The 23,400-nt window shown below is 61.0% G+C and carries 23 protein-coding genes; 16 read left to right on the top strand and 7 right to left on the bottom strand.

Annotation, left to right across the window (positions count from 1 at the left end; all coding sequences use genetic code 11):
- Positions 1-10 precede the first annotated feature (10 nt).
- The 3 genes from GKN89_RS00185 to GKN89_RS00175 all read right to left on the bottom strand — a co-directional run bounded on the left by GKN89_RS00185 (position 11) and on the right by GKN89_RS00175 (position 3,493).
- Positions 11-1,792: a GMC family oxidoreductase gene (locus GKN89_RS00185; RefSeq protein ID WP_025159923.1), complete on the bottom strand. Its 1,782-nt coding sequence runs from the start codon at positions 1,790-1,792 to the stop codon at positions 11-13.
- A 2-nt stretch (positions 1,793-1,794) separates the two neighbouring features.
- Positions 1,795-2,520, bottom strand: a complete 726-nt coding sequence (locus GKN89_RS00180) for a gluconate 2-dehydrogenase subunit 3 family protein (RefSeq protein ID WP_015377689.1) — start codon at positions 2,518-2,520, stop codon at positions 1,795-1,797.
- A gap of 307 nt (positions 2,521-2,827) precedes the next feature.
- Positions 2,828-3,493, bottom strand: coding sequence for a transglycosylase SLT domain-containing protein (locus tag GKN89_RS00175; protein WP_025159924.1), 666 nt, complete (start codon positions 3,491-3,493; stop codon positions 2,828-2,830).
- A gap of 109 nt (positions 3,494-3,602) precedes the next feature.
- Here GKN89_RS00175 and ghoS point away from each other — a divergent pair, with 109 nt between their 5' ends.
- The 6 genes from ghoS (at position 3,603) to GKN89_RS00145 (ending at position 8,688) form a co-directional block, all read left to right on the top strand.
- Positions 3,603-3,902, top strand: coding sequence for a type V toxin-antitoxin system endoribonuclease antitoxin GhoS (gene ghoS, locus GKN89_RS00170; protein WP_025159925.1), 300 nt, complete (start codon positions 3,603-3,605; stop codon positions 3,900-3,902).
- Between the two features lie 131 nt (positions 3,903-4,033).
- Positions 4,034-4,978: a metal ABC transporter substrate-binding protein gene (locus GKN89_RS00165; protein WP_154746119.1), complete on the top strand. Its 945-nt coding sequence runs from the start codon at positions 4,034-4,036 to the stop codon at positions 4,976-4,978.
- Positions 4,975-5,865 carry a manganese/iron ABC transporter ATP-binding protein gene (locus tag GKN89_RS00160; RefSeq protein ID WP_019454902.1) on the top strand — a complete coding sequence of 297 codons (891 nt, stop codon included), beginning with the start codon at positions 4,975-4,977 and terminating at the stop codon, positions 5,863-5,865. The genes GKN89_RS00165 and GKN89_RS00160 overlap by 4 nt, the downstream gene beginning before the upstream one ends.
- Positions 5,865-6,725 carry an iron/manganese ABC transporter permease subunit YfeC gene (gene yfeC, locus GKN89_RS00155; protein ID WP_019454901.1) on the top strand — a complete coding sequence of 287 codons (861 nt, stop codon included), beginning with the start codon at positions 5,865-5,867 and terminating at the stop codon, positions 6,723-6,725. Before GKN89_RS00160 ends, yfeC begins: the two co-directional genes overlap by 1 nt.
- A complete protein-coding gene (locus GKN89_RS00150; RefSeq protein ID WP_063919304.1) occupies positions 6,725-7,579 on the top strand; it encodes a metal ABC transporter permease in 855 nt (284 codons plus the stop codon). Before yfeC ends, GKN89_RS00150 begins: the two co-directional genes overlap by 1 nt.
- A 239-nt stretch (positions 7,580-7,818) precedes the next feature.
- Positions 7,819-8,688, top strand: a complete 870-nt coding sequence (locus GKN89_RS00145) for a fructosamine kinase family protein (protein WP_025159926.1) — start codon at positions 7,819-7,821, stop codon at positions 8,686-8,688.
- A 38-nt stretch (positions 8,689-8,726) separates the two neighbouring features.
- On the opposite strand, the gene GKN89_RS00140 is transcribed toward GKN89_RS00145, so the two are convergent.
- Positions 8,727-9,287: a YniB family protein gene (locus tag GKN89_RS00140; RefSeq protein ID WP_004931453.1), complete on the bottom strand. Its 561-nt coding sequence runs from the start codon at positions 9,285-9,287 to the stop codon at positions 8,727-8,729.
- 193 nt (positions 9,288-9,480) lie between these two features.
- Here GKN89_RS00140 and GKN89_RS00135 point away from each other — a divergent pair, with 193 nt between their 5' ends.
- The 4 genes from GKN89_RS00135 to GKN89_RS00120 all read left to right on the top strand — a co-directional run bounded on the left by GKN89_RS00135 (position 9,481) and on the right by GKN89_RS00120 (position 14,040).
- Positions 9,481-10,761, top strand: a complete 1,281-nt coding sequence (locus tag GKN89_RS00135; RefSeq protein WP_154746118.1) for an HdeD family acid-resistance protein — start codon at positions 9,481-9,483, stop codon at positions 10,759-10,761.
- Positions 10,762-10,829: 68 nt separating this feature from the next.
- Positions 10,830-11,495: a hexitol phosphatase HxpB gene (hxpB, locus tag GKN89_RS00130; protein WP_019454897.1), complete on the top strand. Its 666-nt coding sequence runs from the start codon at positions 10,830-10,832 to the stop codon at positions 11,493-11,495.
- Positions 11,496-11,918: 423 nt separating this feature from the next.
- Positions 11,919-12,467, top strand: a complete 549-nt coding sequence (locus tag GKN89_RS00125; RefSeq protein WP_049212644.1) for a metal-dependent hydrolase — start codon at positions 11,919-11,921, stop codon at positions 12,465-12,467.
- Between the two features lie 181 nt (positions 12,468-12,648).
- Positions 12,649-14,040, top strand: coding sequence for an L-cystine transporter (locus tag GKN89_RS00120; RefSeq protein WP_019454895.1), 1,392 nt, complete (start codon positions 12,649-12,651; stop codon positions 14,038-14,040).
- 63 nt (positions 14,041-14,103) lie between these two features.
- On the opposite strand, the gene phnX is transcribed toward GKN89_RS00120, so the two are convergent.
- Together phnX and phnW are read right to left on the bottom strand one after the other, a co-directional pair.
- Complete coding sequence (phnX, locus tag GKN89_RS00115; protein ID WP_154746117.1) at positions 14,104-14,913, bottom strand: phosphonoacetaldehyde hydrolase; 810 nt, start codon at positions 14,911-14,913, stop codon at positions 14,104-14,106.
- A gap of 9 nt (positions 14,914-14,922) precedes the next feature.
- Complete coding sequence (gene phnW, locus GKN89_RS00110) at positions 14,923-16,026, bottom strand: 2-aminoethylphosphonate--pyruvate transaminase (protein WP_019454893.1); 1,104 nt, start codon at positions 16,024-16,026, stop codon at positions 14,923-14,925.
- Between the two features lie 155 nt (positions 16,027-16,181).
- Here phnW and phnR point away from each other — a divergent pair, with 155 nt between their 5' ends.
- The 5 genes from phnR (at position 16,182) to GKN89_RS00085 (ending at position 20,893) form a co-directional block, all read left to right on the top strand.
- Complete coding sequence (gene phnR / locus GKN89_RS00105) at positions 16,182-16,901, top strand: phosphonate utilization transcriptional regulator PhnR (protein WP_154746116.1); 720 nt, start codon at positions 16,182-16,184, stop codon at positions 16,899-16,901.
- A gap of 177 nt (positions 16,902-17,078) precedes the next feature.
- Positions 17,079-18,089, top strand: coding sequence for a 2-aminoethylphosphonate ABC transporter substrate-binding protein (locus tag GKN89_RS00100; RefSeq protein WP_154746115.1), 1,011 nt, complete (start codon positions 17,079-17,081; stop codon positions 18,087-18,089).
- Positions 18,090-18,097: 8 nt separating this feature from the next.
- Positions 18,098-19,222 carry a 2-aminoethylphosphonate ABC transport system ATP-binding subunit PhnT gene (gene phnT, locus GKN89_RS00095; protein WP_230328932.1) on the top strand — a complete coding sequence of 375 codons (1,125 nt, stop codon included), beginning with the start codon at positions 18,098-18,100 and terminating at the stop codon, positions 19,220-19,222.
- 1 nt (position 19,223) lies between these two features.
- Entirely contained in the window at positions 19,224-20,087 is an 864-nt protein-coding gene (gene phnU, locus GKN89_RS00090; RefSeq protein ID WP_154746113.1) for a 2-aminoethylphosphonate ABC transporter permease subunit, read from the top strand.
- Between the two features lie 2 nt (positions 20,088-20,089).
- Complete coding sequence (locus tag GKN89_RS00085) at positions 20,090-20,893, top strand: ABC transporter permease (protein WP_154746112.1); 804 nt, start codon at positions 20,090-20,092, stop codon at positions 20,891-20,893.
- Positions 20,894-20,939: 46 nt separating this feature from the next.
- Here GKN89_RS00085 and kdgR read toward each other — a convergent pair whose 3' ends face one another.
- Positions 20,940-21,731 (bottom strand): DNA-binding transcriptional regulator KdgR, encoded by a 792-nt coding sequence (kdgR, locus tag GKN89_RS00080; protein WP_025159928.1) that lies wholly within the window; start codon positions 21,729-21,731, stop codon positions 20,940-20,942.
- Positions 21,732-21,962: 231 nt separating this feature from the next.
- Between kdgR and GKN89_RS00075 the strand changes: the two genes are divergently transcribed.
- Positions 21,963-23,357: an MFS transporter gene (locus GKN89_RS00075; RefSeq protein WP_063919298.1), complete on the top strand. Its 1,395-nt coding sequence runs from the start codon at positions 21,963-21,965 to the stop codon at positions 23,355-23,357.
- Positions 23,358-23,400 lie beyond the last annotated feature (43 nt).

Genomic DNA, 23,400 nt, shown 5'->3' with positions numbered 1-23,400 from the left:
TTCGCCGTCCTTATGCCTGCACCAATGGGCCTGGGTTTTTCAGATACTGCTCGCGAATGGCGCGGGCAGACCAGTAAGCCAACGCCGCCACGGTGCCGGTCGGGTTGTAGCCCAGCCCCTGCGGGAAGGCCGATGCGCCGATCGAGAACACGTTGTGCACGTCCCAGCTCTGCAGATAACGGTTTACCGCGCTGGTCTTCGGATCTTCCCCCATCACCGCGCCGCCGTTCATGTGGGTGGTCTGGTAACTGGTGGTATCGAAATGGCTGTTGGCGTTTTTCGGGCTGCCGGCGATCAGTTTCGGGTTCATCGCCTTGGCGATCGGCGCCATCTTGTCGTACATGAACTGCGCCATCTTGATGTCGTTCTCCTGCCAGTCGAACGTCATGCGCAGCAGCGGCTGGCCGAACACGTTCTTGTAGTTGGGATCGAGATCCAGATAGTTGTTGCGGTACGACTGGTGCGCGCCGTGGGCGTCCATCGAGACGTGGTGGGTGTAGGCATCCGCCACCGCCGCTTTCCACTTGCTGCCCCAGGCCGGGGTGCCCGGCGGGGTCGGCAGGCCGGAGATCGGCTTGGTGCCCGCCTGGTTGACCCAGAACGGCGAACCGCCGACGAAGCCTTCTTTGGCGTGATCGAAGTTGTCGGCGTTGAAGTCGTCCACGCCCACGCCATTGCCGCCGGCGCCGATGAACGGGTTGGTGAACACGTCTTTATCGAAGAACGCCTTGATGGTGGTCATGTTCTGGTAGGCGAAGTTGCGCCCGACCACGCCTTCGCCGGTCACCGGATCGTAAGGCTTGCCGATGCCGGACAGCAGCATCAGGTGCACGTTGTGGAACTGGAACGCGCCCAGGATCACCAGATCGGCCGGCTGTTCAAGCTCGCGGCCCTGCGCATCGACGTAGTTCACGCCGGTGGCGCGGGACTTGTCGTCGGTCAGGTTGACCTTCAGCACGTTGGCGTTGGTGCGCAGCTCGAAGCGTTTTTCCATCCGCAGCGCCGGCAAGATGTTGACGTTCGGCGAGGCTTTGGAATACATGTAGCAGGCATAGCCGCTGCAGAAACCGCAGAAGTTGCACGGCCCCATCTGCGCGCCGTACGGGTTGGTGTAGGAGTCGGAGGTGTTGGCGGACGGCAGGTTATAAGGGTGGTAGCCCACTTCCAGCGCGGCTTTCTCGAACAGCTGGGCGGAGTAGGTATTCTTCTGCGCCGGCAGCGGGAAGTCGCTGGAGCGATCCGCCGCAAAGCGGTTGCCGCCCTTCTGCGCCACTTTCTGCCCCTTGATGGTCCAGGCGGTGCCGGAGGTGCCGAACACTTTCTCCGCCTTGTCGAAGAACGGTTCCAGCTCGTCGTAGGTCACGCCGAAGTCCTGGATGGTCATGTCCTTCGGAATGAAGTTTTTGCCGTAGCGCTCTTCATAGTGGCTGCGCATGCGCAGTTCGATCGGATCGACGCGAAAATGCACGCCCGACCAGTGCAGGCCGGCGCCGCCGACGCCGGTACCCGGCAGGAACGCCGCCAGCTGGCGATAAGGCACCGCGGTCTGGCTGCTGTTGTGGCGAATGGTGACGGTGCTTTTCGACAGATCCTGGAACAGTTTGCGCCGGATGTTATAGGTCAGCTCGTCGATCACCTGCGGATAGGAACCGTCCGGATAGGTGTCGCGCATCGGGCCGCGTTCCAGCGCCACCACGTTGAGGCCGGCCTCGGTCAGCTCTTTGGCCATGATCGCGCCCACCCAGCCGAAGCCGACGATCACCGCGTCTACTTTTTTCATTACCGTTGCCATGATTAGCCCCTCTCCCCACGAATCGATACCGGTGGGAAGGGATAACGTTCCCCTCGCTCAACCCAGTCCATAAAATCGGCGCGCGCGCCCGGAAAATTAATCAGCTTCCAGCCAACCATGTCTTTGTTGCCGCCATGGATCGGATCGCTGAAGAAACCTTCACGGGTGTTTTGCAGCAGATAGGAGAAGAACAGTTTCGACGGCAACTGCTGGAATTCCGCCTCGCCGGATTCGAACTTTTGCAGCATGGCGTCTTGCTGCGCGCCATCCAGTTCGGCGAAGGGCTTGCCGGCGGTTTTTTTGCTGTAGGCGTCGGCGTCAGCGATGCCGAGATTGTAGATCTGCTTGGGCACCAGCGGCAGCTGATAGCCCATCTCCTTCGGCACATCGGGGTTGAACGGCCCCTGCATGTACCAGATGGAGCCGGTGGCGTACGGTGTGTTCATCTGACGATCGATAAACTCCGGCACGCCGGCTTCCAGCGCGCCGGGGCCGCGATCGTCGGCCGGGATCAGGCGCGCGACGGCGGCCTTGATGAAGGCCCACTCTTCCGGGGTGAAAAAGGTCGGTTGGTAATCGTTCTGCGTTGAAGTGTTCGAGGCAGCGACCGCCGGTGTCGGTGCCGTCAGCGCGCCAACGCCGCTGCCACCAATTACCGCCGCAGGAATTAAGGTCATCGATTTCAACAAGAAATCGCGCCGCGAATTGTTGGTTTTATGATTCGACATGTCACATTCCATCCAAAGATAGTCACAACTATTTAACCGCAACCTTGCGATCGATACGGGTTTTTAAAATAATTTGTTACTTATTTGTATATTTATTGAAGGTCAGAATGCGCGCAAAAGCAAAAATGTTACCGGTAACTTATTGAATGAACGTAAAGATTTATCTGCTAACGTAAATTTAACTTTTTGTGCGGTTTTTTCGATAAGCGGTGAGGAAATAACGAAAAATGAGAGGTGTGTCGCGCTCTAAAGCGACAACGGAAAGCAAATCGGCCGCGTTTTGCGGCCGATTCGACAGGATGAAGGGTTACTGCGACATCGCCTGGTAGGCGGTGGTCACCTTCCACAAATAGCGCGGCGCCTGCGGGGCCGGGTGCTTTTTCTGGATGTGCTGATAAAACTCGTCGGGGCTCATCTGATTGATGCGATTAACCGCCACGCGCTTGTCCGAGGAGAAGGTGCGCAACATGGCGCCCGCCCCGTTCACGTACGAAACGATGGTGGCATAACGCAAAGTCTGTGGGTTGTTGATCCCGGCTAGCTGCTGGCTTTGAAGAATATTGATATAGGCCGTTCCCAGATCAATATTGACCGCCGGATCCTTCAGCTCACGCGAGCTGGGCTGCCCGCTTCGTCCTTTCATGCGATAGGCGTCGCGGCCGGCGGTAGAAGCCTTAAGCTGCATCAATCCCACTGCGTTCGAGGTGCTGACCACGTTCGGGTTAAACCCGGACTCCACCTGAATAATCGCTTTAATCAGCGTTTCGTCGACGCCATAGTTGCTGGCGGCCTGACGAATGTAATCGTTATAAACAACCGGAGTGCCTGTGCGGTTTACCGGTGCCTGCGGAGGGGGTTTTAACCAGCCGCCGCGCGTTGTGCCACTGCCTGAAATGTTGCTTGCCGTTTGCGGGTCTTTGGCGCACCCCGACAAAAGCAAAATTGCCGTAAGGCAACCTATTTTTGTTTTCACAGAATCCCTCACTCCTTTCAATGAGTTGCGTAGCATATACAACTTGTAAGGACACCTGCAGTAATTTTTTGGACTAATCTCAAGCTATCCATATACCAAGAGGTGATTTATGAGTCAATCTGCAACAAGCTGCTTTGTCGTGACTTTTCGCTATCAGGAAGAGGGATTGACCGACCTGGCCAAGCTGACCGGGCAATTAACGCGTGAGGGTTTTGTCACGTCGGTGACAGATGAAAATGGCGTTCACCACGAACTCGGCAGCAACAGTTTTGCGTTCATAACCGTTCTGGATCAAGAAGATGTACAGCGTCTGGCGCAGGGGTTCGGGCAGTTGGCATTGGGAAAACAGCCGGAGGTGGCGATCTGCACCTGTCAGGACTACCTTCAGCGGTTACATACTGATACATAAAATGCTATAACTCCCCGGAAGGTATTATTTTTTCAGTTGGAGAAATACCCCGCCGGCGGTGGGCAAGTGACGCTTGACTTCGCTTCAATTGATATTGATAATCATTTTCATTTGAACCAGGAGACGTCATCATGCCTTTGATTAATTGCGTTTTTCGTCGCGGTCGCCTTCCCCGCGCCGCCGCACTGTTGCGCCCCTTCACGCTCGCCTGTTTATTGCTTGGCGCCACCTTGGCCAGTCAAAACGCGTTGGCGGAAAAAAAGCTGCGCGTGGTGACCACTTTTACCATCATTCAGGACATCGCCCAGAACGTGGCGGGTGACGCCGCCGTGGTGGAATCCATCACCAAACCGGGCGCCGAGATCCACGACTACCAGCCCACGCCGCGCGACATCGTCAAGGCACAGCACGCCGACCTGATCCTGTGGAACGGCATGAACCTGGAACGTTGGTTCCAACGTTTCTTCGAGAACATCAAACAGGTGCCGGCGGCGGTCGTAACCGAAGGCATCACCCCACTGCCGATCCGCGAAGGGCCGTATAACGGCAACCCGAACCCGCACGCCTGGATGTCGCCGAGCAACGCGCTGGTGTATATCGAAAACATCCGCAAAGCGCTGGTGGAGCACGACCCGGCCAACGCGGAAACCTATAACCGCAACGCCAAGGCCTACGCAGAGAAAATCGGCGCGTTAGACGCCCCGCTGCGCGAACGCCTGGCGCGCATTCCGGCCGCGCAGCGTTGGCTGGTGACCAGCGAAGGCGCCTTCAGCTACCTGGCGCAAGACTATCAGTTGAAAGAGGTTTACCTGTGGCCGATCAACGCCGACGAGCAAGGCTCACCGCAGCAGGTGCGCCGGGTGATCGACGCGGTGCGCGCTCACCATATTCCTGTGGTGTTCAGCGAGAGCACCATTTCCGACAAGCCGGCCAGACAGGTGGCGAAAGAAACCGGCGCCAAATACGGCGGCGTGCTGTACGTGGACTCGCTGTCCACCCGCGACGGCCCGGTGCCGACCTATATCGACCTGCTTAACACCACCGTGCAAACCATCGCCAAAGGATTCGATCAATGAGCCATGAGCCGTTTGTCCGCCCTGAGCTGAACGTGGACGACGTAACCGTGACCTACAACAATGGGCACACCGCCATTCATAACGCCAGCTTCACCCTGAGCGGCGGTTCGATCTGCGCGCTGGTCGGCGTCAACGGCAGCGGCAAGTCGACGCTGTTCAAAAGCATCATGGGCCTGGTCAGGCCCACCGCCGGCCAGGTGTCGCTGAGCGACAAACCGGTGGCGGACGCGCTGAAAAAGAACCTGATCGCCTACGTGCCGCAAACCGAAGACGTCGACTGGAACTTCCCGGTGCTGGTGGAAGACGTGGTGATGATGGGCCGCTACGGCAAGATGAACTTCCTGCGCATTCCGTCGCGTGAGGATCGGCTGCGGGTCGACAAGGCGCTGGAGCGCGTTGGCCTGAGCGAGCTGCGCGGCCGGCAGATCGGCGAGCTGTCCGGCGGCCAGAAGAAGCGCGTATTTCTGGCGCGCGCGCTGGCGCAACAGGGCACGGTGCTGCTGCTGGACGAGCCGTTCACCGGCGTGGACGTGAAAACCGAGAATGCGATTATCGAGCTGCTGCGCGCGCTGCGCGACGAGGGCCATCTCATTCTGGTCTCCACCCACAACCTCGGCAGCGTGCCGGAGTTTTGCGATCGGGTGATCCTCATCAACCGCACGGTGCTGGCCGCCGGCCCGACCGAAACCACCTTCACCCAGAGCAACCTGGAGCAGGCGTTCGGCGGCGTGCTGCGCCATATCAACCTTTCCGGCCCGGATCTGCACGACGATAACGATCCGCGCACCGTCACGGTGTTGACCGACGATGAGCGCCCGGCGGTGTTCTACGGCCATACCAAGAGCGATCCGCCGGCCAACAGCCAGGCCAGGGAGAAACAATCCTGATGCTGGACCTTCTGCTGCAACCTTTCGGTTATAACTACATGGTGAAGGCCATCTGGGTCAGCGCCATCGTCGGTGCCGCCTGCGCGTTCCTGTCCGCCTACCTGATGCTGAAAGGGTGGTCGCTGATGGGCGATGCGCTGTCGCACTCGGTGGTGCCCGGCGTGGCCGGCGCCTACGCCCTCGGCCTGCCCTACGCCGCCGGCGCCTTCTTCACCGGCATGCTGGCGGCGCTGGCGATGACGCTGGTGCGCCACATCACCCGGCTGCGCGAAGACGCCATCATCGGCTTTATCTTCTCCACCTTCTTCGCTGTCGGCCTGCTGATCGTGTCGCTCAACCCCACGTCGGTCAACGTACAGTCGATCATCTTCGGCAATATCCTCGGCATCGCCGACGAAGACGTACTGCAGGTGGAGATCATCATCGGCGTCTCGCTGCTGATCCTGTGCCTGGTGTGGAAAGACCTGCTGGCGGTGTTCTTCGACGAAAGCCACGCGGTGTCGATCGGCCTGTCGCCGCTGCGGTTGAAGATCCTGTTCTTCACCCTGCTCAGCGCCTGCACCGTCGCCGCGCTGCAAACCGTCGGCGCCATTCTGGTGATCGCCATGGTGATCACCCCGGGCGCCACCGCCTACCTGCTGACCGATCGCTTCAGCCGGCTGGTGATCATCGCCATCATCATCGGCGCGCTGACCAGCGGCGTCGGCGCCTACCTGAGTTTCTTCCTGGATGGCGCCACCGGCGGCGTGATCGTTACCCTGCAAACGCTGGTGTTCCTGGTGGCGTTCCTGTTCGCGCCGAAACACGGCCTGCTGGCGGCCAAACGCCGCGTGGCGCAATCGCAAACCGGAGGCCGCTGATGGACACCCTGTATCAACTGCTCAGCGAACCCTTCGCCTACCCGTTCATGCAGCGGGCGATCGTCGCCGCCATCGTCACCGGCGTGGTGTGCGCCGTGCTCTCCTGTTATCTGGTGCTCAAAGGCTGGTCGCTGATGGGCGACGCCATCTCGCACGCGGTGCTGCCCGGTATCGTGGTAGCGTTCGTGGTCGGCATTCCGCTGGCGATTGGCGCCTTCCTCTCCGGCATCTTCTGCGCGGTAGCCACCGGCTACCTGAAAGAGAACAGCCGGGTGAAAGAGGACACGGTGATGGGCATCGTCTTTTCCGGCATGTTCGCCTTCGGGTTGGTGCTGTTCTCGCGCATCGACACCGACCAGCATCTGAGCCACATTCTGTTCGGCAACATGCTGGGCATCACCGACGGCGAACTGAAACAAACCCTGCTGATCGCCGGCATCACCCTGGCGGTGGTGTTGCTCAAGCGCAAAGACTTCATGCTGTACTGCTTCGATCCGCACCATGCGCGGGTGATTGGCCTGCCGGTCAAGCTGCTGCACTACGGGCTGCTGTGCCTGCTGGCGATGACCATCGTCGCCTCGCTACAGGCCGTGGGGGTGATCCTGGTGATCGCCATGCTGATCGCCCCCGGCATCATCGCCTTCATGCTGTGCCGTCGCTTCGATCGCATGCTGATGGTGGCGACGGTGGTGTCGGTGTTCTCCTGCGTGCTCGGCACGCTGATCAGCTTCCACATCGACGGCGCAACCGGGCCTTGCATCGTCATCGTGCAGGCCGTGCTGTTCGTGATCGCCTTGTTGTACAGTAAATTACGCCCGTTACAGCGTAACCAAACCGCGCTCACCGGCGGTTAATTCCCCCGATGCGGCGAAGCCTTCTGCTCGCCGCATCACATTCCCCCCGCTCATTGCGTCGTTGTCATCAAGTTGCAATCGGTATTGCGCTTAAATTAATCAATAGGGTATATACTTTGAGCTGGCGAGGCGCTGAAAAAATCGCCGCCTTTGACGCCGGCTGTGCGCCGCGTCGTGTTTTCACCAAGGGAAAGACGCTAACCTAATGAATTATCAGGCAGCACAGAGGGGGAAATACCATGTGGCAAGCCGTTAGCCGTCTGTTAAGTGAACATCTTGGCAGCGCAGAGATACGCGAAAGGATTGAACTGCCCGGGGGCGACATTCACCCGGCGTGGCGCGTGAGTTACGGTGACAACGAGGTGTTCGTGAAATGCGACGCCCGTGAACAACTGCCGATATTCACCGCCGAGGCCGATCAGCTGGCGTTGCTGGCGCGCAGCAAAAGCGTGCGGGTGCCGGAGGTGTACGGCGTCGGCAGCGATCGCGACTACAGCTTCCTGCTGCTGGAGTATCAGCAGCTGAAACCCCTCGATGCCCACGGCGCCTACTGCCTGGGCCAGCAGCTGGCGCATCTGCATCAGTGGAGCGAGCAGCCGCAGTTTGGTCTCGACTTCGACAGCGATCTGACCACCACGCCGCAACCCAACGCCTGGCAACGCCGCTGGTCGGAATTCTTCGCTGAGCAGCGCATCGGCTGGCAGCTGCAGCTGGCTGCGGAGAAAGGCATGACCTTCGGCGACATCGACGATATTGTCGATCGGGTGTATCTGCGCTTGCAGCACCACCAGCCGCAGCCTTCCCTGCTGCACGGTAACCTGTGGCCAGGCAACTGCGCGATGACCGCCAACGGGCCGATACTGTTCGATCCGGCCAGCTACTGGGGCGACCGAGAGTGCGATTTGGCGATGCTGCCACTGTATCCGGAGCTGCCGCCGCAGATCTACGACGGCTATCAGAGCGTATGGCCGCTGGGGGCCGGCTTTATCGAGCGTCAGCCGCTGTATCAGCTGTACTACCTGCTCAACCGCAGCAACCTGTTCGGCGGCCAGCATTGGGTGGCGGCTCAGCGCGCGGTAGAGGCGCTGCTGCAGCCGGAAGCGTCGTAATCAGGTTCCGGGGCGCCGATCGGCGCCCCGTTCAGGGTTCAGGCCGCGCCGGCCAACTGCCCCAACAGGCGGATCACGAACCAGGCGATCACCGCAATCACGATGGGCAGAATGTACAGCGGGAAATACTGCAGGAAAATGGTGTGGTGCGGCAGCGTGATGCGTTCCTCCAACTGCTGACGCGTGTGCCCTTCGCTGCCTTTGGCCTGCTCCAGGATCATCTGATCTTCCAGCCCTTCGCGAATGAACTTGACCTGGCGCGACATGCGCGCGCCGGAAGCCTGCAATGCCAGCCCGACGAAGATCAGTATATAGATGATGATGAACATCAAATTGGCGCCGCTGAACAGGCTTTTATCCACGTCCGGCACCGGCGAGTTGTACCAGAAAAGGTTCAGGAACGGCGTATTGAAACGCACCATGTCCACCATCACGTGGACAAAATCCAGCATCACTGCGTTGATGCCTTTGGTTTTTTCACTGTGCTGATAGATAAAGCCCAGCACGGAAATCAGCGTCGACAGCAACGCCGGGATAAAAACCACCCATCCGAGAATGCGTTTCAAAATGGCGATACGCCCGGCCTGTTGATACGTCATGTGTTCCCCTTGTTAGCGACGTAACCGAATCGGCTAAGTCTACCTGCAGTTGGCGAAACTCGCCCACCGTTTTCTTCATTCCCGCTGTGCTACAAGCTTAGCCGAATTCGCCGAAATCAACTGCTTAACGATGTCCGGGCACTATTATTGAAATATTGAAAAGATAACGCTATCCCTTTGGGCAGAGGCCGCCATGATTCGACTGATTATCTTATTGCTGGGCGCGCAGGCACTGCACGGCCAGCGCCGCCTGCTGGTGCTGTTCGGCTGGCTGTGGATAGCCGCAGGGGCGTTGATGCTGTTCGACATCCTGCAGGATGGCCGGTCCATGCTGGCGCTGGATGCGCTGGCGGTCATCCTGGCGCTGGAGGGGCTGGTGGCGATATCCGCCGCGCTGGTGATCGGTTCCTCCGCCAGCCGGCCGGTGCTGCTCAAAGGGTTAGGCTTCGTGTTTATGGCCTTTCTGATAGTGGACGTGCCCGCAGACGATAACATCGTCGCCACCGTGGTGTTTGGCAGCGCACTGCTGCTTGACGGCGCCGTGCGCATCGCCTCCTCCACGGTGATTCAACACAGCCGATGGAAGACCGTGGCGCTGGCGGGCGGCGGCGAGATCCTGCTTTCGTTGATGATTTTTGTCGGCTGGCCGGCGCCGCATCGGATGACGGTACCCTTTTGCCTCGGGGTGATGATGGTGCTTTCCGGCTGGGCTTTATTGCGCATCGCCCGCAGACTGACGAGCTTCTCTCTGAATCAGCCCCCAGCGCGGCGGCCAGCGCCCCCGACCACGGAGGCCACGCCGCTCACGGTGTATGTCTGGACACCGCTTGGCGCGGCGAAAGATCCACGCCGGCGTTACATCGTCGATCGATACATCGCGGCGGTCGACGGTGGCGGCAATATCTCCACCGGTCATGCCGCTCTGGCGCTCGCGCCGGACGTGTATATCAGTCACTACCCGCTCAACGACATCAGCCATTCCGTTCAGGATTTCCGCCAGCTGCTGCACGCCGGCGAACAAAACAACGTCGACGGGCGTTTCCTGCCCGATCTGCCGGGCGAGATCGCCGCCTGGTGCCCGCCGGACAAAAAAATTCAGTTCTGTCGCTATAACCCGGCGGCGCTGCGCGCGTTCTGGCTGCGCTATCGGCAGGACGACACCTACAACCTGACACGGCGCAACTGCTCCACCACGGTCATCGCGGCGCTCGACAGCGCGCTGGAAGGCGTGCTGGGCGATAAACACCTGTGGCGCCGCTTTCTGCTGCTGGTGCTCGATCCCAATCTGTGGATGCTGGCGGTACTGCGCAGCCGCGGTGAAAGCATGACCTGGACGCCGGGGTTGGTGCTGGATTATGCGCGCATGCTGCAACAGGTCTCCGAGCGCCAACACCAACGCTGGTGGCTTAAGCTGCGCGAGATGTGGACTATTCTGCGCTTTGGCAAAAACCCAACGCGCAGGCAAAGGTTTTAGTCTCTCCGTCGGCGATGATAAAGTGTCGGGCACATTCATCCATCCGCGCCGGCAGGAGTTAACCGCTAATGGCTTATTCGCAACGCATTGAAACCGCAATTTTTGATATGGACGGCTTGTTGATCGACTCGGAACCGCTGTGGCTGCAGGCCGAGCTGGATATCTTCGGCGCGCTGGGACTGGATCTGTCCGATCGTCACAAGCTGCCGGACACCCTGGGGCTGCGCATCGATCTGGTGGTGAAAATGTGGTATCAGGCGATGCCCTGGCAAGGGGTTTCGCTCGATGAGGTGTCGGCGCGGATTATCGAGCGCGCCATCGAGCTGGTGCACGAGACGCGCCCGCTGCTGCCTGGCGTCCGGCAGGCGCTGGAGCTGTGCCGCAGTCAGGGGCTGAACGTCGGCCTGGCCTCCGCCTCGCCGCTGCACATGCAACAGCAGGTACTGAAGATGTTCGATCTTGAAGGCTACTTCGATCAATTGGTTTCCGCCGAATACCTGCCGTACAGCAAACCGCACCCGGAGGTCTATCTGATCGCCGCCGAACGCCTGGGCAGCGATCCGCTGCGCTGCATCACGCTGGAAGACTCCTTCAACGGCATGATCGCCACCAAAGCCGCGCGCATGCGCTCCATCGTGATCCCGGCCGCCGAATACCGCCACGATCCGCGCTGGGCGCTGGCTGACCACCAGTTGGAGACGCTGGAACAGCTTACTCCCGCCCATTTCGCCTGATCCTGCGGCGCCGGCCACCGGCGCCCTGGTTTTCCTCATCGCCGACGGCCAAGAGATCCGTGCCGCAAAATAAACGAAACACCGTTTCATTATTATTGAATTGCCGTGACGTTCTCATTATGCTGGACGGCAGGGAAAGCGACGGTCCGCGCAGCGTTGTCACTGCCACGCAGCGCTGTTCAAGGCCGCCGCTTCCTCCCGCCGCACGCCGAAAACCGCCCTCGTTGCTTTCCGTTTCACTCTCTCCAGCGCCGCCTTTTTGTTTTCGCCCGTCAAAATCGATGATTTGTTACGCATTGACGTAACAAGCCGTTGTAAAAACGGGGAAAACAAACAATTGGTTACAGGGTAACTGCTTCCACTACTGGGAATTTTCCCATATACTGGATAAATTAACAGTTTACCAGCCGGAATCGCAACAGCATGACCGCGGAAGGACATCTTATATTCTCTGTCGCTTGCGCGATCTTCGCCAAGAAGGCGGAAGTGACGCCAGAGCTGGCTACCGGCGACTGGTGGCACATCATACCCGCTGCGCTGCTGACCTCGCTGCTACCGGACATCGATCACCCCAAGTCGGTGCTGGGCCAGCGTCTGCGCTGGCTCGCCATTCCCATCGCCCGCGCCTTCGGCCACCGCGGTTTCACCCACAGCCTGCTGGCGATCGCCGGCGGCATGGCGCTGTTTCAGCTGGACGTGCCGCGCAGCTGGCCGATCCCGGCCGATGCGCTGCACGCCATGATCATCGGTTACTTCAGCCACCTGCTGGCCGATATGCTCACCCCCGCCGGCGTTCCGCTGCTGTGGCCGTGCCGCTGGCGTTTTCGTCTGCCGCTGCTCAACTCGCAAAAAGGCAACCAACTGGAGCGCGTACTGTGTCTGTGCCTGGTGGCCTTCGCCATCTGCTGGCAAGGTGATTTCACCCTCCCGGTGCAATCCTATGTCGAGCAAATCAGAAATATCAGGCTCTGATCACAAAAAATCGTTCAACCCATCACCCATGCGTATATAAAAAGAACAAAAACGCGCAAAAAGCTATATCAAATTCCATTTGGATATAAGTAGCCCACTCAGCAAACTGTTACGATATTTACATCGCGACATACGTGATGCGTAGTCGTTTTTATAAGAAAGATTATTGGAGACATTGGGGATGAATCTTCCGCTCGTGATTAACGTGCTGGTGTTTGTCGCGCTCCTTTTGCTGCTGGCGCAAACCCGCCACAAGCAATGGAGCCTGGCGAAAAAAGTGCTGGTCGGCCTGGTGGTCGGCGTGGTGTTCGGTCTGGGCCTGCAGCTGGTGTACGGCTCCGACAACCCAGTGCTGAAAGAATCCATCAGCTGGTTCAACATCGTCGGCAACGGCTATGTGCAACTGCTGCAAATGATCGTCATGCCGCTGGTGTTCGCCTCGATCCTGAGCGCGGTCGCCAAACTGCATAACGCCTCTTCTCTGGGTAAAATCAGCGTTCTGACAATCGGCACGCTGCTGTTCACCACGCTGATCTCGGCGCTGGTGGGCGTGCTGGTCACCAACCTGTTCGGCCTGACCGCCGAAGGCCTGGTGCAGGGCGCGCAGGAAAGCGCGCGTCTGACGGCGATCCAGACCAACTACGTGGGCAAACTGGCCGATCTGACCGTGCCGCAGATGGTGCTGTCGTTCATTCCGAAAAACCCGTTCGCCGACCTGACCGGCGCCAGCCCGACTTCGATCATCAGCGTGGTGATTTTCGCCACCTTCCTCGGCGTGGCCTCGCTACAGCTGCTGAAAGACGACAAGCCGAAAGGCGAGCGCGTGCTGGTGGCCATCGACACCCTGCAAGCCTGGGTGATGAAGCTGGTGCGTCTGGTCATGAAACTGACGCCATATGGCGTGCTGGCGCTGATGACCAAAGTGGTCGCCGGTTCCAACATTCACGACATCGTCAAACTCGGCAGCTTCGTGGTGGCTTCGTACATCGGCCTGGCCATCATGTTCGTGGTACACGCCGCTCTGCTGGCCTTCACCGGCGTTAACCCGCTGAAGTTCTTCCGCAAGGTGTGGCCGGTGATCACCTTCGCCTTCACCAGCCGCTCCAGCGCAGCCAGCATTCCGCTGAACGTGGAAGCGCAGACCCGTCGTCTGGGCGTGCCGGAATCCATCGCCAGCTTCTCGGCGTCGTTCGGTGCCACCATCGGCCAGAACGGCTGTGCAGGCCTCTACCCGGCGATGCTGGCGGTAATGGTTGCGCCGACCGTCGGCATCAACCCGCTGGATCCGGTATGGATCGCCACCCTGGTCGGCATCGTCACCATCAGCTCCGCCGGCGTGGCGGGCGTGGGCGGCGGCGCCACCTTCGCTGCGCTGATCGTGCTGCCGGCGATGGGCCTGCCGGTGACGCTGGTCGCGCTGCTGATCTCGGTCGAACCGCTGATCGACATGGGCCGCACCGCGCTGAACGTCAACGGCTCCATGGCGGCGGGCACCATCACCAGCCAGCTGATGAAGCAAACCGACAAAGCCGTGATGGACAGCGAAGACGAAGTCGAATTGGCGCATCGCTAACGCCGTCTCATAACGAAAAAACCGGGGATCATCCCCGGTTTTTTTATGCCTCGCGTTCGGTCGTTACGGCCGCTCGCCCTTCGCCAACCGCCGGTTGATATCGGCGATCGCTGCCGGCAATTGCGCCAGCGAGTCTATCACATAGTGCGCACCCGCCGCGTACAGCTTATCGGCGGCCGCCGCGCGGCGGCGCTCTATCTCGCCCGCCGCCATCTGTCGATACTCCGGCCAGGTGGCGCCGAACTCATTGCCGGACAGCGCCAGCCCGACGCTCCACATCCCGGCATTCAGCCCTTCGGCAATGCCCGGCACCGCGTCATCCACCTTCACGCAATGCGCCACCGCATCGATACCCAACGCGATCGCGTTCTGCAACGCCATCCACGGCCCCGGTCGGCCGCCGGCCGCGAGATCGTCGGTGGCGACCCAGTAATCCGGCGCGTAGCCGCGCTCTGCGGCGGCGGGCACCAGCACTTCCATCACCGCGCGCGGATAACCGGAGCAGGAACCGATTTTAATCCCCTGCTCGCGCAAAGCGGCAATCACCTGCGGCACGCCCTCGATGGGATCGGCGAAGTCGATCACTTTGGCGATTTGCAGCGGCATAAACGCCTGATACAGCGCGTCGATGTCCTGGTGGCTCATCGAGCGCCCCAGCCGCTGCCGCCAGCGCGCGTCGACCGCCGGCAGTTTCCCCAGCGCCTCGATATGCTGCCATTTGCCCAGCCCCATCGGAATACGCGCTTCCGCCAGGCTGATGTCGATATCGAAGGTCTGTTTGAACGCCTCGACGAAAATCTGCGTCGGCGCAAAGGAGCCGAAGTCCACCGTGGTGCCGGCCCAGTCGAGGATTACGGCGTTGATCTGTTTCATGGTCAATCCTTATTGATTCCAGTACATCGCCTGCCCGACTGCCGCCAGCAAACGTTCGATATCTTGCGGGTAGATCTCCCCGATGTTGCCGATGCGGAAGCAGTCGCTCTGCGACACTTTACCGGGATAAATCACGAAGCCTTGTTGCTTCAGGCGCTGATAAAACTCGGCGAAGCGATAAGTGTCGGCCTTTGGCGAATAGAACGCGGTGATGATCGGCGAATGCAACGCCTCATCGAGCAGGGTTTCAAAGCCCAGTTCGCGCATGCCCGCCACCAGCCGCCGCTGATTGGTCTGATAGCGACGGTGGCGCGCGGCAATGCCGCCCTCCTGCTCCAGCTCTTTCAGCGCCTGCGCGAAGGCCAGCACGGTATGGGTCGGCGACGTAAAGCGCCATTTGCCGGCCTGGTCTTCCATACAGCGCCACTGGGCGTACAGATCGAGCGACAGCGAGCGCGAACGCCCGGCGCATTTTTCCAGTTCGCTGCGGCGGGCGATGACGAAAGCGAAGCCCGGCACGCCCTGAATGCATTTGTTGGCGGAACTGATCAGAAAATCGATGCCCAGCGCGTCCACATCCAACGGGATGCCGCCGAAGCTGCTCATGGCGTCGACGATAAAGGTCTTGCCGTTGCGCGCCGCCAGGCCGGCCACCTTCTGCAGCGGGTTGAGCATGCCGGTGGTGGTTTCACAGTGCACCATGGCGATATGGCTGATGCGCGCATCGCTTTTCAGCACCGCTTCCATCGCCGCCACGTCCGGTTCATTCACCTCGCCGCAGTCAAAGGCGTGGTGGTCGATATCCATCAGCCGCGCCATTTCGATCATCCGCGCCCCGTAGGCGCCGTTGTTGACGATCAGCAGCTTGTCCTGCGGGCCGATGACCGTGCCCAGCACGCCCTCTACCGCAAAGCTGCCGCTGCCCTGCAGCAGCACCGAGGTGTAGCCGGCGGACGGCGTCGCCAGCGCCACCAGCCGTTGTCGGATGCTTTGCACCACGCCGAGGTTGTAATCTTCATCCCAGGTGCAGCTGTCGAACAGCATCGCCTCTTTCACCGTTTTCGAGGTGGTCAACGGGCCGGGGGTCAACAGCAGGTAGTTACGGTCGGACATGTTATTCACCTATTTGGTCTATACCAGATCGCGCTCATTGTGGCGGCAAATTCCTGCCCCGGTCAAACGACAAAGCGCGGTGAAACAAAAAATTCATCTGGCTATGTATAATAAGCGCGTGCCGGAATGTCGGGCCGATGCCATAGCGAGATGAAATGAAAGAACATCAGGGCGATATGCCCCACTACCTGCAGATCAAGGATCAGCTTCAGGCGCGCATCACCCGCGGCGCGCTGCAGGCCGGCGACAAGCTGCCTTCGGAGCGCGAGCTGTGTGCCATCTTCTCCACCACCCGCGTCACCATCCGCGAAAGCCTGGCGCAGCTGGAAGCCACCGGCGCCATCTATCGAGCCGATCGCCGCGGCTGGTTCGTCACGCCGGAGCGACTGTGGCTGGACCCGACGCAAAACACCAACTTCCACCGTCTGTGTCAGGAGCAGGGGCGCACACCGCGCACCGCGCTGCTGTCCGGCGAAAAAACCACGGTGCCGCTCGACGTCATGCAGCCGCTGGCGCTCGAACCGTTCGATCAGGTGTATCTGCTGCGCCGCGTGCGCTACGCCGACGGCCGCGCTATCTGCTACTGCGAAAATCACTGCCTGCCGCAGCGGGTGCCGGAACTGCTCAACCACGATCTCAACGGCAGCCTGACCGAGGTCTATCAGCAACATTACTCGTTGATTTACAGCAACATGCACCTGTCGTTCTACCCGACGGCCCTGCCTTACCGCGCCGCCAATGCGCTCGGCGCCATGGTCGGCCTGCCCGCCTTGTTGCTGCGTCGACTGAATTACGATCAGCACGGCCGCATCCTCGATTTCGATATTGAATACTGGCGCCACGACAGTCTGCGCATCGAAGTCGATACGCTCTAACCTCGGCTATCACGGGGCCGGCGTCCGCCGCCCCGCCTTCCTCACCCACGCTCGATCACCCTTTTAAGGCAAATATATTTTGCCGCTTTCATTTGTTTGTCATATTCGCCGATTAGCTTGGCCGCATATCTGGTGTATACCAGTTTCGCATTAACTTGCCACAGTGAGGCTGAAGCTATGAAACTTTCTCGTCTGGTCGTCATGACCGCCATCGCACTCGGTTCCACACCGGCCTGGGCCGCCGATGCGGTGGTGACCGTCTACTCCGCCGACGGTTTGCACGACGGCGACCACAGCTGGTATCAAACCCAGTTCGACGCCTTCACCCAGGCGACCGGCATCAAGGTGCAGTATGTTGAAGGCGGCTCGGGCGCCATCGTGGAACGGCTGTCGAAAGAACGCAGCAACCCGCAGGCCGACGTGCTGGTGACGCTGCCGCCGTTCATCCAGCGCGCCGCCGCGGAAAAACTGCTGCAGGACTTTACCCCGCAGGCGGCGGCGCAGATCGCCGATGCGCAGCCGCAGTTCGTGCCGCTGGTGAACAACTACCTCAGTTTCATCTATAACGCCAAACTGCTGCCGCAGGCGCCCGCCAGCTACCAGCAGCTGCTGGACGCGCAGTTCCGCAACAAGCTGCAGTATTCCACGCCGGGACAGGCGGGTGACGGTACTGCGGTGATGCTGCAGGCATTTCACAGCTTCGGTAGCAAAGACGCCGGTTTCGACTATCTCGGCAAGCTGCAAAGCAACAACGTCGGCCCTTCCGCCTCCACCGGCAAGCTGACCGCGCTGGTCAATAAGGGGGAGCTGCTGGTGGCCAACGGCGATCTGCAGATGAATCTGGCGCAGATGCGCAGCAACCCAAACGTCAAGGTGTTCTGGCCGGCCGGGCCGGACGGCAAGCGCAGCACGCTGGTGCTGCCTTACTACGTCGGTCTGGTGCAGGGCGCGCCGCAAAGCGCCAACGGCAAAAAGCTGATCGACTTCCTGCTGAGCAAGGAAGCGCAGAGCAGCGTCAGCGCCATTTCCTACGGCATGCCGGTGCGTAAGGACGTCACGCCGACCGACGATAACTTCAGGCAGTCGCAGGCCGCTTTGCAAGGCGTGGACATCTGGGCGCCGGACTGGAATCAGGTGGTGAGCAGCCTGTCCGCCGACATTTCTCGCTGGCACAAGGTGACCGAATGACTCTGGCCATGCCTTCTCTTCTCTCATCTCGCGCCGAGGCGCGGGATAACAGCCAGGATATCGCCGGGCCGTCGGGCATCCAGCTCGACCGCGTCAGCGTGTCGTATCGCGGCACCGAGGTGCTGAAACCCCTGACGCTCACCATCGCTCCCGGCGAAGTGCTGGCGCTGATCGGCCCCTCCGGCTCGGGTAAGACCACCGTGCTGCGGGCGATTGCCGGCTTCGTGCAGCCCTCCGCCGGACGCATCGCCATCGGCGACGTCGATGTCACCGACGTGCCGCCCTATGAGCGCGGTCTGGGCATGGTGGTGCAGAACTACGCGCTGTTTCCGCATATGCGCGTCGAGGACAATGTGGCGTTCGGCCTGCGCGCGCAGGGCAAGCCGCGCGGCCTTATCGCCGAGCGCGTCGAAGAGGCGTTGGCCATCGTCGGCATGTCCGCCTACGCCAAGCGTTATCCCAGCCAGCTCTCCGGCGGCCAACAGCAGCGGGTGGCGATCGCCCGCGCCATTGCGGTGCGCCCCAAGGTGCTGCTGCTGGATGAGCCGCTGTCGGCGCTGGACGCGCAAATCCGCCACAGCATGGTGGAAGAGATAGCCCGCCTGCACCGCGAGCTGCCGGACCTGACCATTCTGTACGTCACCCACGATCAGGGCGAAGCGCTGACGCTGGCGGACAAGATCGGCATCATGCGCGACGGCCATCTGATCGCCCACGGCGAAACCCGCGCGCTGTACCATCATCCGACGAACCGCTTCACCGCCGAGTTCCTCGGCCGCGCCAACCTGCTGTCGGCTACCGCCCTGGAGACTACCGCGCAGCAAGGTATGACCACCGTCAGCTGCGCCGGCAAAGTGATCGGCTGCTTCACTTATGGTGCACAACGCGGCTTCGACAAGCTGCTGTGCATCCGGCCACAGCACATTGCGCTCGATGCCGATGCCCAGCGCAGCAACTGCATCATCGGCACGCTGCGCGATATTCATTGGCAGGGAGAGTTGACGCACCTGCAGTTCGACGCGGAAGGCCATCCGCTGCGCGTGGTCACCACTCATCGCAGCCAGATGCCGCAGATCGGCGAGCGCGTGCCGCTCTATTTCGCCCCCGACGATGCGGTACTGATCGAGGACTGACATGACCGACTCTACGCTTACTCGCCCGTCCCTGCGGCTGCGTTTGCCGCGCCGCCTGTGGATCCTGTTACCGCTGCTGGTACTGGCGACGCTGTTTTTCTACCCGCTGGCGCTGATCGTCAAACAGGCGTTTACCGACGACCAGGGGGTGTTCAGCGCCGCCGCGCTGCAACAGGTGTTCGAATCCCGCCGCTTTGTCGGTGCCCTGCTCAACACGCTGCAGATCGCGCTGCTGGCGACGCTGGGCTGCCTGGTGCTCGGCACGCTGCTGTCGCTGCTGCTGGTATTCACGCCGTTCCCCGGCAGCCGGCTGATCGCCCGAGTGATCGATACCTTTATCGCCATGCCGACCTTTCTGATCACGCTGGCCTTCACCTTTATCTACGGCTCCGCCGGCCTGCTGAACGGCACGCTGATGGCGACCTTCGGCTTCACCCTGCCGCCGGTCGACTTTCTTTACTCCATCTGGGGAGTGATCCTGGCGGAAATCACCGTGTTTACGCCGCTGGTGATGCGCCCGCTGATGGCGGCGCTGTCGCAGATCGACCGCAGCCAGCTTGAGGCCGCCAGCATCCTCGGCGCCCGGCCGGGGCGCGTGGTGCGCCAGGTAATTTTACCGGCCGCACTGCCGGCCTTGCTGGCCGGCGGCAGCCTGTGTCTGTTGTTGACCACCAATGAGTTCGGCATCGTGCTGTTTATCGGCGCCAAGGGCGTCACCACGCTGCCGATGATGGTCTACTCCAAAGCGATTCTGGAGGCGGATTACGCCGTCGCCTGCACCATCGCCGTGGTGAATATCGCGCTGTCGCTCGGGCTGTTCTCCCTTTACCGCTATGCCGCGGCACGCGCCGGGCTGAGGAACTGACGATGTTGATTTGGTCTCGCACCGGCCGCACCCTGACCTGCACGCTGACGGTCACGCTGTTCGCCCTGTTCTTCTGCCTGCCGCTGGCGGTGATCCTGATGTCCAGCCTCAGTGAACAGTGGAACGGCGTGCTGCCGAGCGGCTTCACCCTCAGCCACTTTCGCCAGGCCTTCGGCGGCGCCTCCTGGGACGCGCTGGTCGCCAGTCTGGCTATCGGCTTCAGCGCCAGCCTGTTCGCGCTGCTGTGTGGCACCTGGGCGGCGCTGGCGCTGCGCCACCATCAGGGGCGCGGCCAGCGGCTGCTGGGCACGCTGTTTTTCATTCCCAGCGCGGTGCCTTCGGTCTCCATCGGTCTGGGGATGCTGGTGGCGTTCAGCCAGGGGCCGCTGCAGATGAACGGCACCTTCCTGATCGTGCCCGCCGCCCACTTCGTATTGATTTCCGCCTTTACCTTCGGCAACGTGATGGCCGGGCTGACCCGGCTACCTGGCGACTACGAGAACGTCGCTGCCAGCCTGGGCGCGTCGCCGCTGTTCCGCCTGCGCCACATCACCCTGCCGATGATCGCCCCCTACATGATTTCCGCCTTCGCTCTCAGCCTGTCGCTGTCGATGGGGGAACTGGGCGCGACCATGATGATCTACCCGCCAAGCTGGGCGACGCTACCGGTCACTATCTTCAGCCTGACCGATCGCGGCAGCATCGCCAACGGCGCGACGCTGACCATGATCCTGGTGGCCGCCACGCTATTGCTGATGTTGATGCTGGAGCGAATTTCGCAGCGGCTGACGCCGGGCGTGAAATAGCAACAAGGCGCTGCCGTCGCAGCGCCTTGTTGTTTATTGCGAAGGGTCAAAACGGGTAGTCGTGATAGCCCTGCTGTTCGGATATGCGCCGGGCGGCGACGTGCAGCAACGCCACATACTCCTCCCGCGCCGCGTCGGAAAAGCGCAGCGTCGGGAAAGAGATGCTCAGCCCGGCGATCGCCACCCCGAACCGGTCGAAAACCGGCACCGCGATGCAGCGGATCCCCGCCTCTTGTTCCTCGGCGTCTTCGCCGTATCCCTGAGCCCGCACCCGATCCAGCACCGGCAACAGTTCGGCGGCGCTGGTCAGGGTATGCTCGGTGCTGCGGGTAAAGTCAATCTGCGACAAAATCTGCGCCACCTCATCCCGCCCGCGCCAGGCCAGCAGCACTTTCCCGATGGCGGTGCTGTGCAGCGGGTTGCGGCGGCCGATGCGCGAATACATGCGCAGGTTGTACATCGCGTCGATCTTGTGGATATAGACGATGCCGTCCTCGTCCAGGGCGCCGAGGTGGATGGTTTCGCGGGTACGGTTCGACAGTTCGCGCATCTCTACGTCCGCACTGCGGATCAGATCGACGTTCTGTAACGATTTGGCGCCCAGCTCGAACAGCTTGAGCGTCAGCGCATATTTTTCCGTCTCGCCTTCCTGCGAAACGTAGCCCAGCGCTTTCATGGTCTGCAGAAAACGGTAGACGGTGCTTTTAGACATCATCACCCGCTGGGACAGCTCGGTAATGCCGATCTCGCGCTCATCGCCGAGCGCCTGCAAAATGCCGAACACTTTCATCACGGATGAGACGGCATCCGGTTGCTTGTCTGAATCTGCGTTAGCCATGGTGAATACCCTACTTAACGGTTTTGTTTCAGGAAATTTAAACAAGGGTTTCAGTATAATCGGAACAGATCGCGACGCGCAACGCACATAGGCGCTAAGCGATTGAAGCCAAATGGATAACCGCCGGCCCGCTCACCGCTATTTACAATTAAGCGGACAACGGGCATGCAATCGCAGGCGATTATGATTAGCATGATAATACTCCCCTGAATAAACACCGCTGAGACCAACATGCGTTCTTGTTCCGACGGCCTCCCCGTCCCGCAACGCTATGGGGCGATCCTCGCCATCGCCCTCGGCATTACCGTATCGGTGCTCGACGGCGCGATAGCCAACGTGGCGCTGCCCACCATCGCGCGCGATCTCAACGCCAGCCCGGCCAGCTCCATTTGGGTGGTCAACGCCTATCAGCTGGCGATCACCGTGTCTTTACTGTCGCTGGCGTCGCTCGGCGATCTGGTCGGCTATCGTCGCATCTATCAGGCCGGATTGCTGGTGTTCAGCATCACTTCGCTGTTCTGCGCCCTGTCCGACTCGCTGCTCACCCTGACTATCGCCCGCGTGCTGCAAGGCTTTGGCGCCGCCGCCATCATGAGCGTCAACACGGCGCTGATCCGCATCATCTACCCGCAACGCTTTCTCGGCCGCGGCATGGGCATCAACTCGCTGATCGTCGCCTGCTCCTCGGCGGCCGGGCCGACGGTGGCGGCCGCTATCCTGTCGGTCGCGTCCTGGCAATGGCTGTTCGCCATCAACCTGCCGATCGGCATCGTCGCGCTGCTGCTGGGGATGAAGTTCCTGCCGGCCAACGGCCAGAAAAACGATAACCGCCGTTTCGATCCCACCAGCGCCGTGCTGAATGCGCTGACCTTCGGCCTGCTGATCACCGCCATCAGCGGCTTCGCCCAGGGGCAGAGCCTGACGCTGATCTTCAGCGAGATCGCCGCACTGCTGGCGATTGGCGCGGTGTTTGTTCGCCGCCAGCTGCGCCAGGAATTTCCTCTGTTACCGGTCGACCTGCTGCGCATTCCGATCTTCGCCCTGTCGATGGGCACCTCAATCTGCTCGTTCGCCGCACAGATGCTGGCGATGGTGTCGCTGCCGTTCTTCCTGCAAAGCGCATTGGGCCGCGATGAGGTGGCGACCGGGCTGCTGCTGACGCCCTGGCCGCTGGCGATCGTGGTGATGGCGCCGATCGCCGGCCGGCTGGTGGAGCGCGTGCACGCCGGCCTGCTGGGCTGTATCGGGCTGGCGGTGTTCGCGCTCGGGCTGTTCTCGCTGGCGCTGCTGCCCGCGGCGCCGTCGAATGTGGACATCATCTGGCGCATGGTGCTGTGTGGCGCCGGTTTCGGCCTGTTCCAGTCGCCCAACAACCACACCATCATTTCCGCCGCGCCGCGCAACCGCAGCGGCGGCGCCAGCGGCATGCTGGGCACCGCTCGCCTGCTGGGACAAACCTCGGGGGCCGCGCTGGTGGCGCTGATGTTCAACCTGTTCCCTGCCTCCGGCACCCACGCTTCGCTGATCCTAGCCGGGGTGTTCGCCACCCTGGCAGCGGCGGTCAGCAGCCTGCGCATCACCCAGTCGACGACGCAGACGGTGCAGCCCAGCCGCGAGATGAAATAGCGGACATAAAAAAACCCCGGCAAGCCGGGGTTTTTCATGATAT

It is taken from the genome of Serratia sp. YC16 (assembly GCF_009707615.1).
GTDB lineage: Bacteria > Pseudomonadota > Gammaproteobacteria > Enterobacterales > Enterobacteriaceae > Serratia > Serratia surfactantfaciens.
This window is presented reverse-complemented; position numbering and strand designations above follow the sequence as displayed.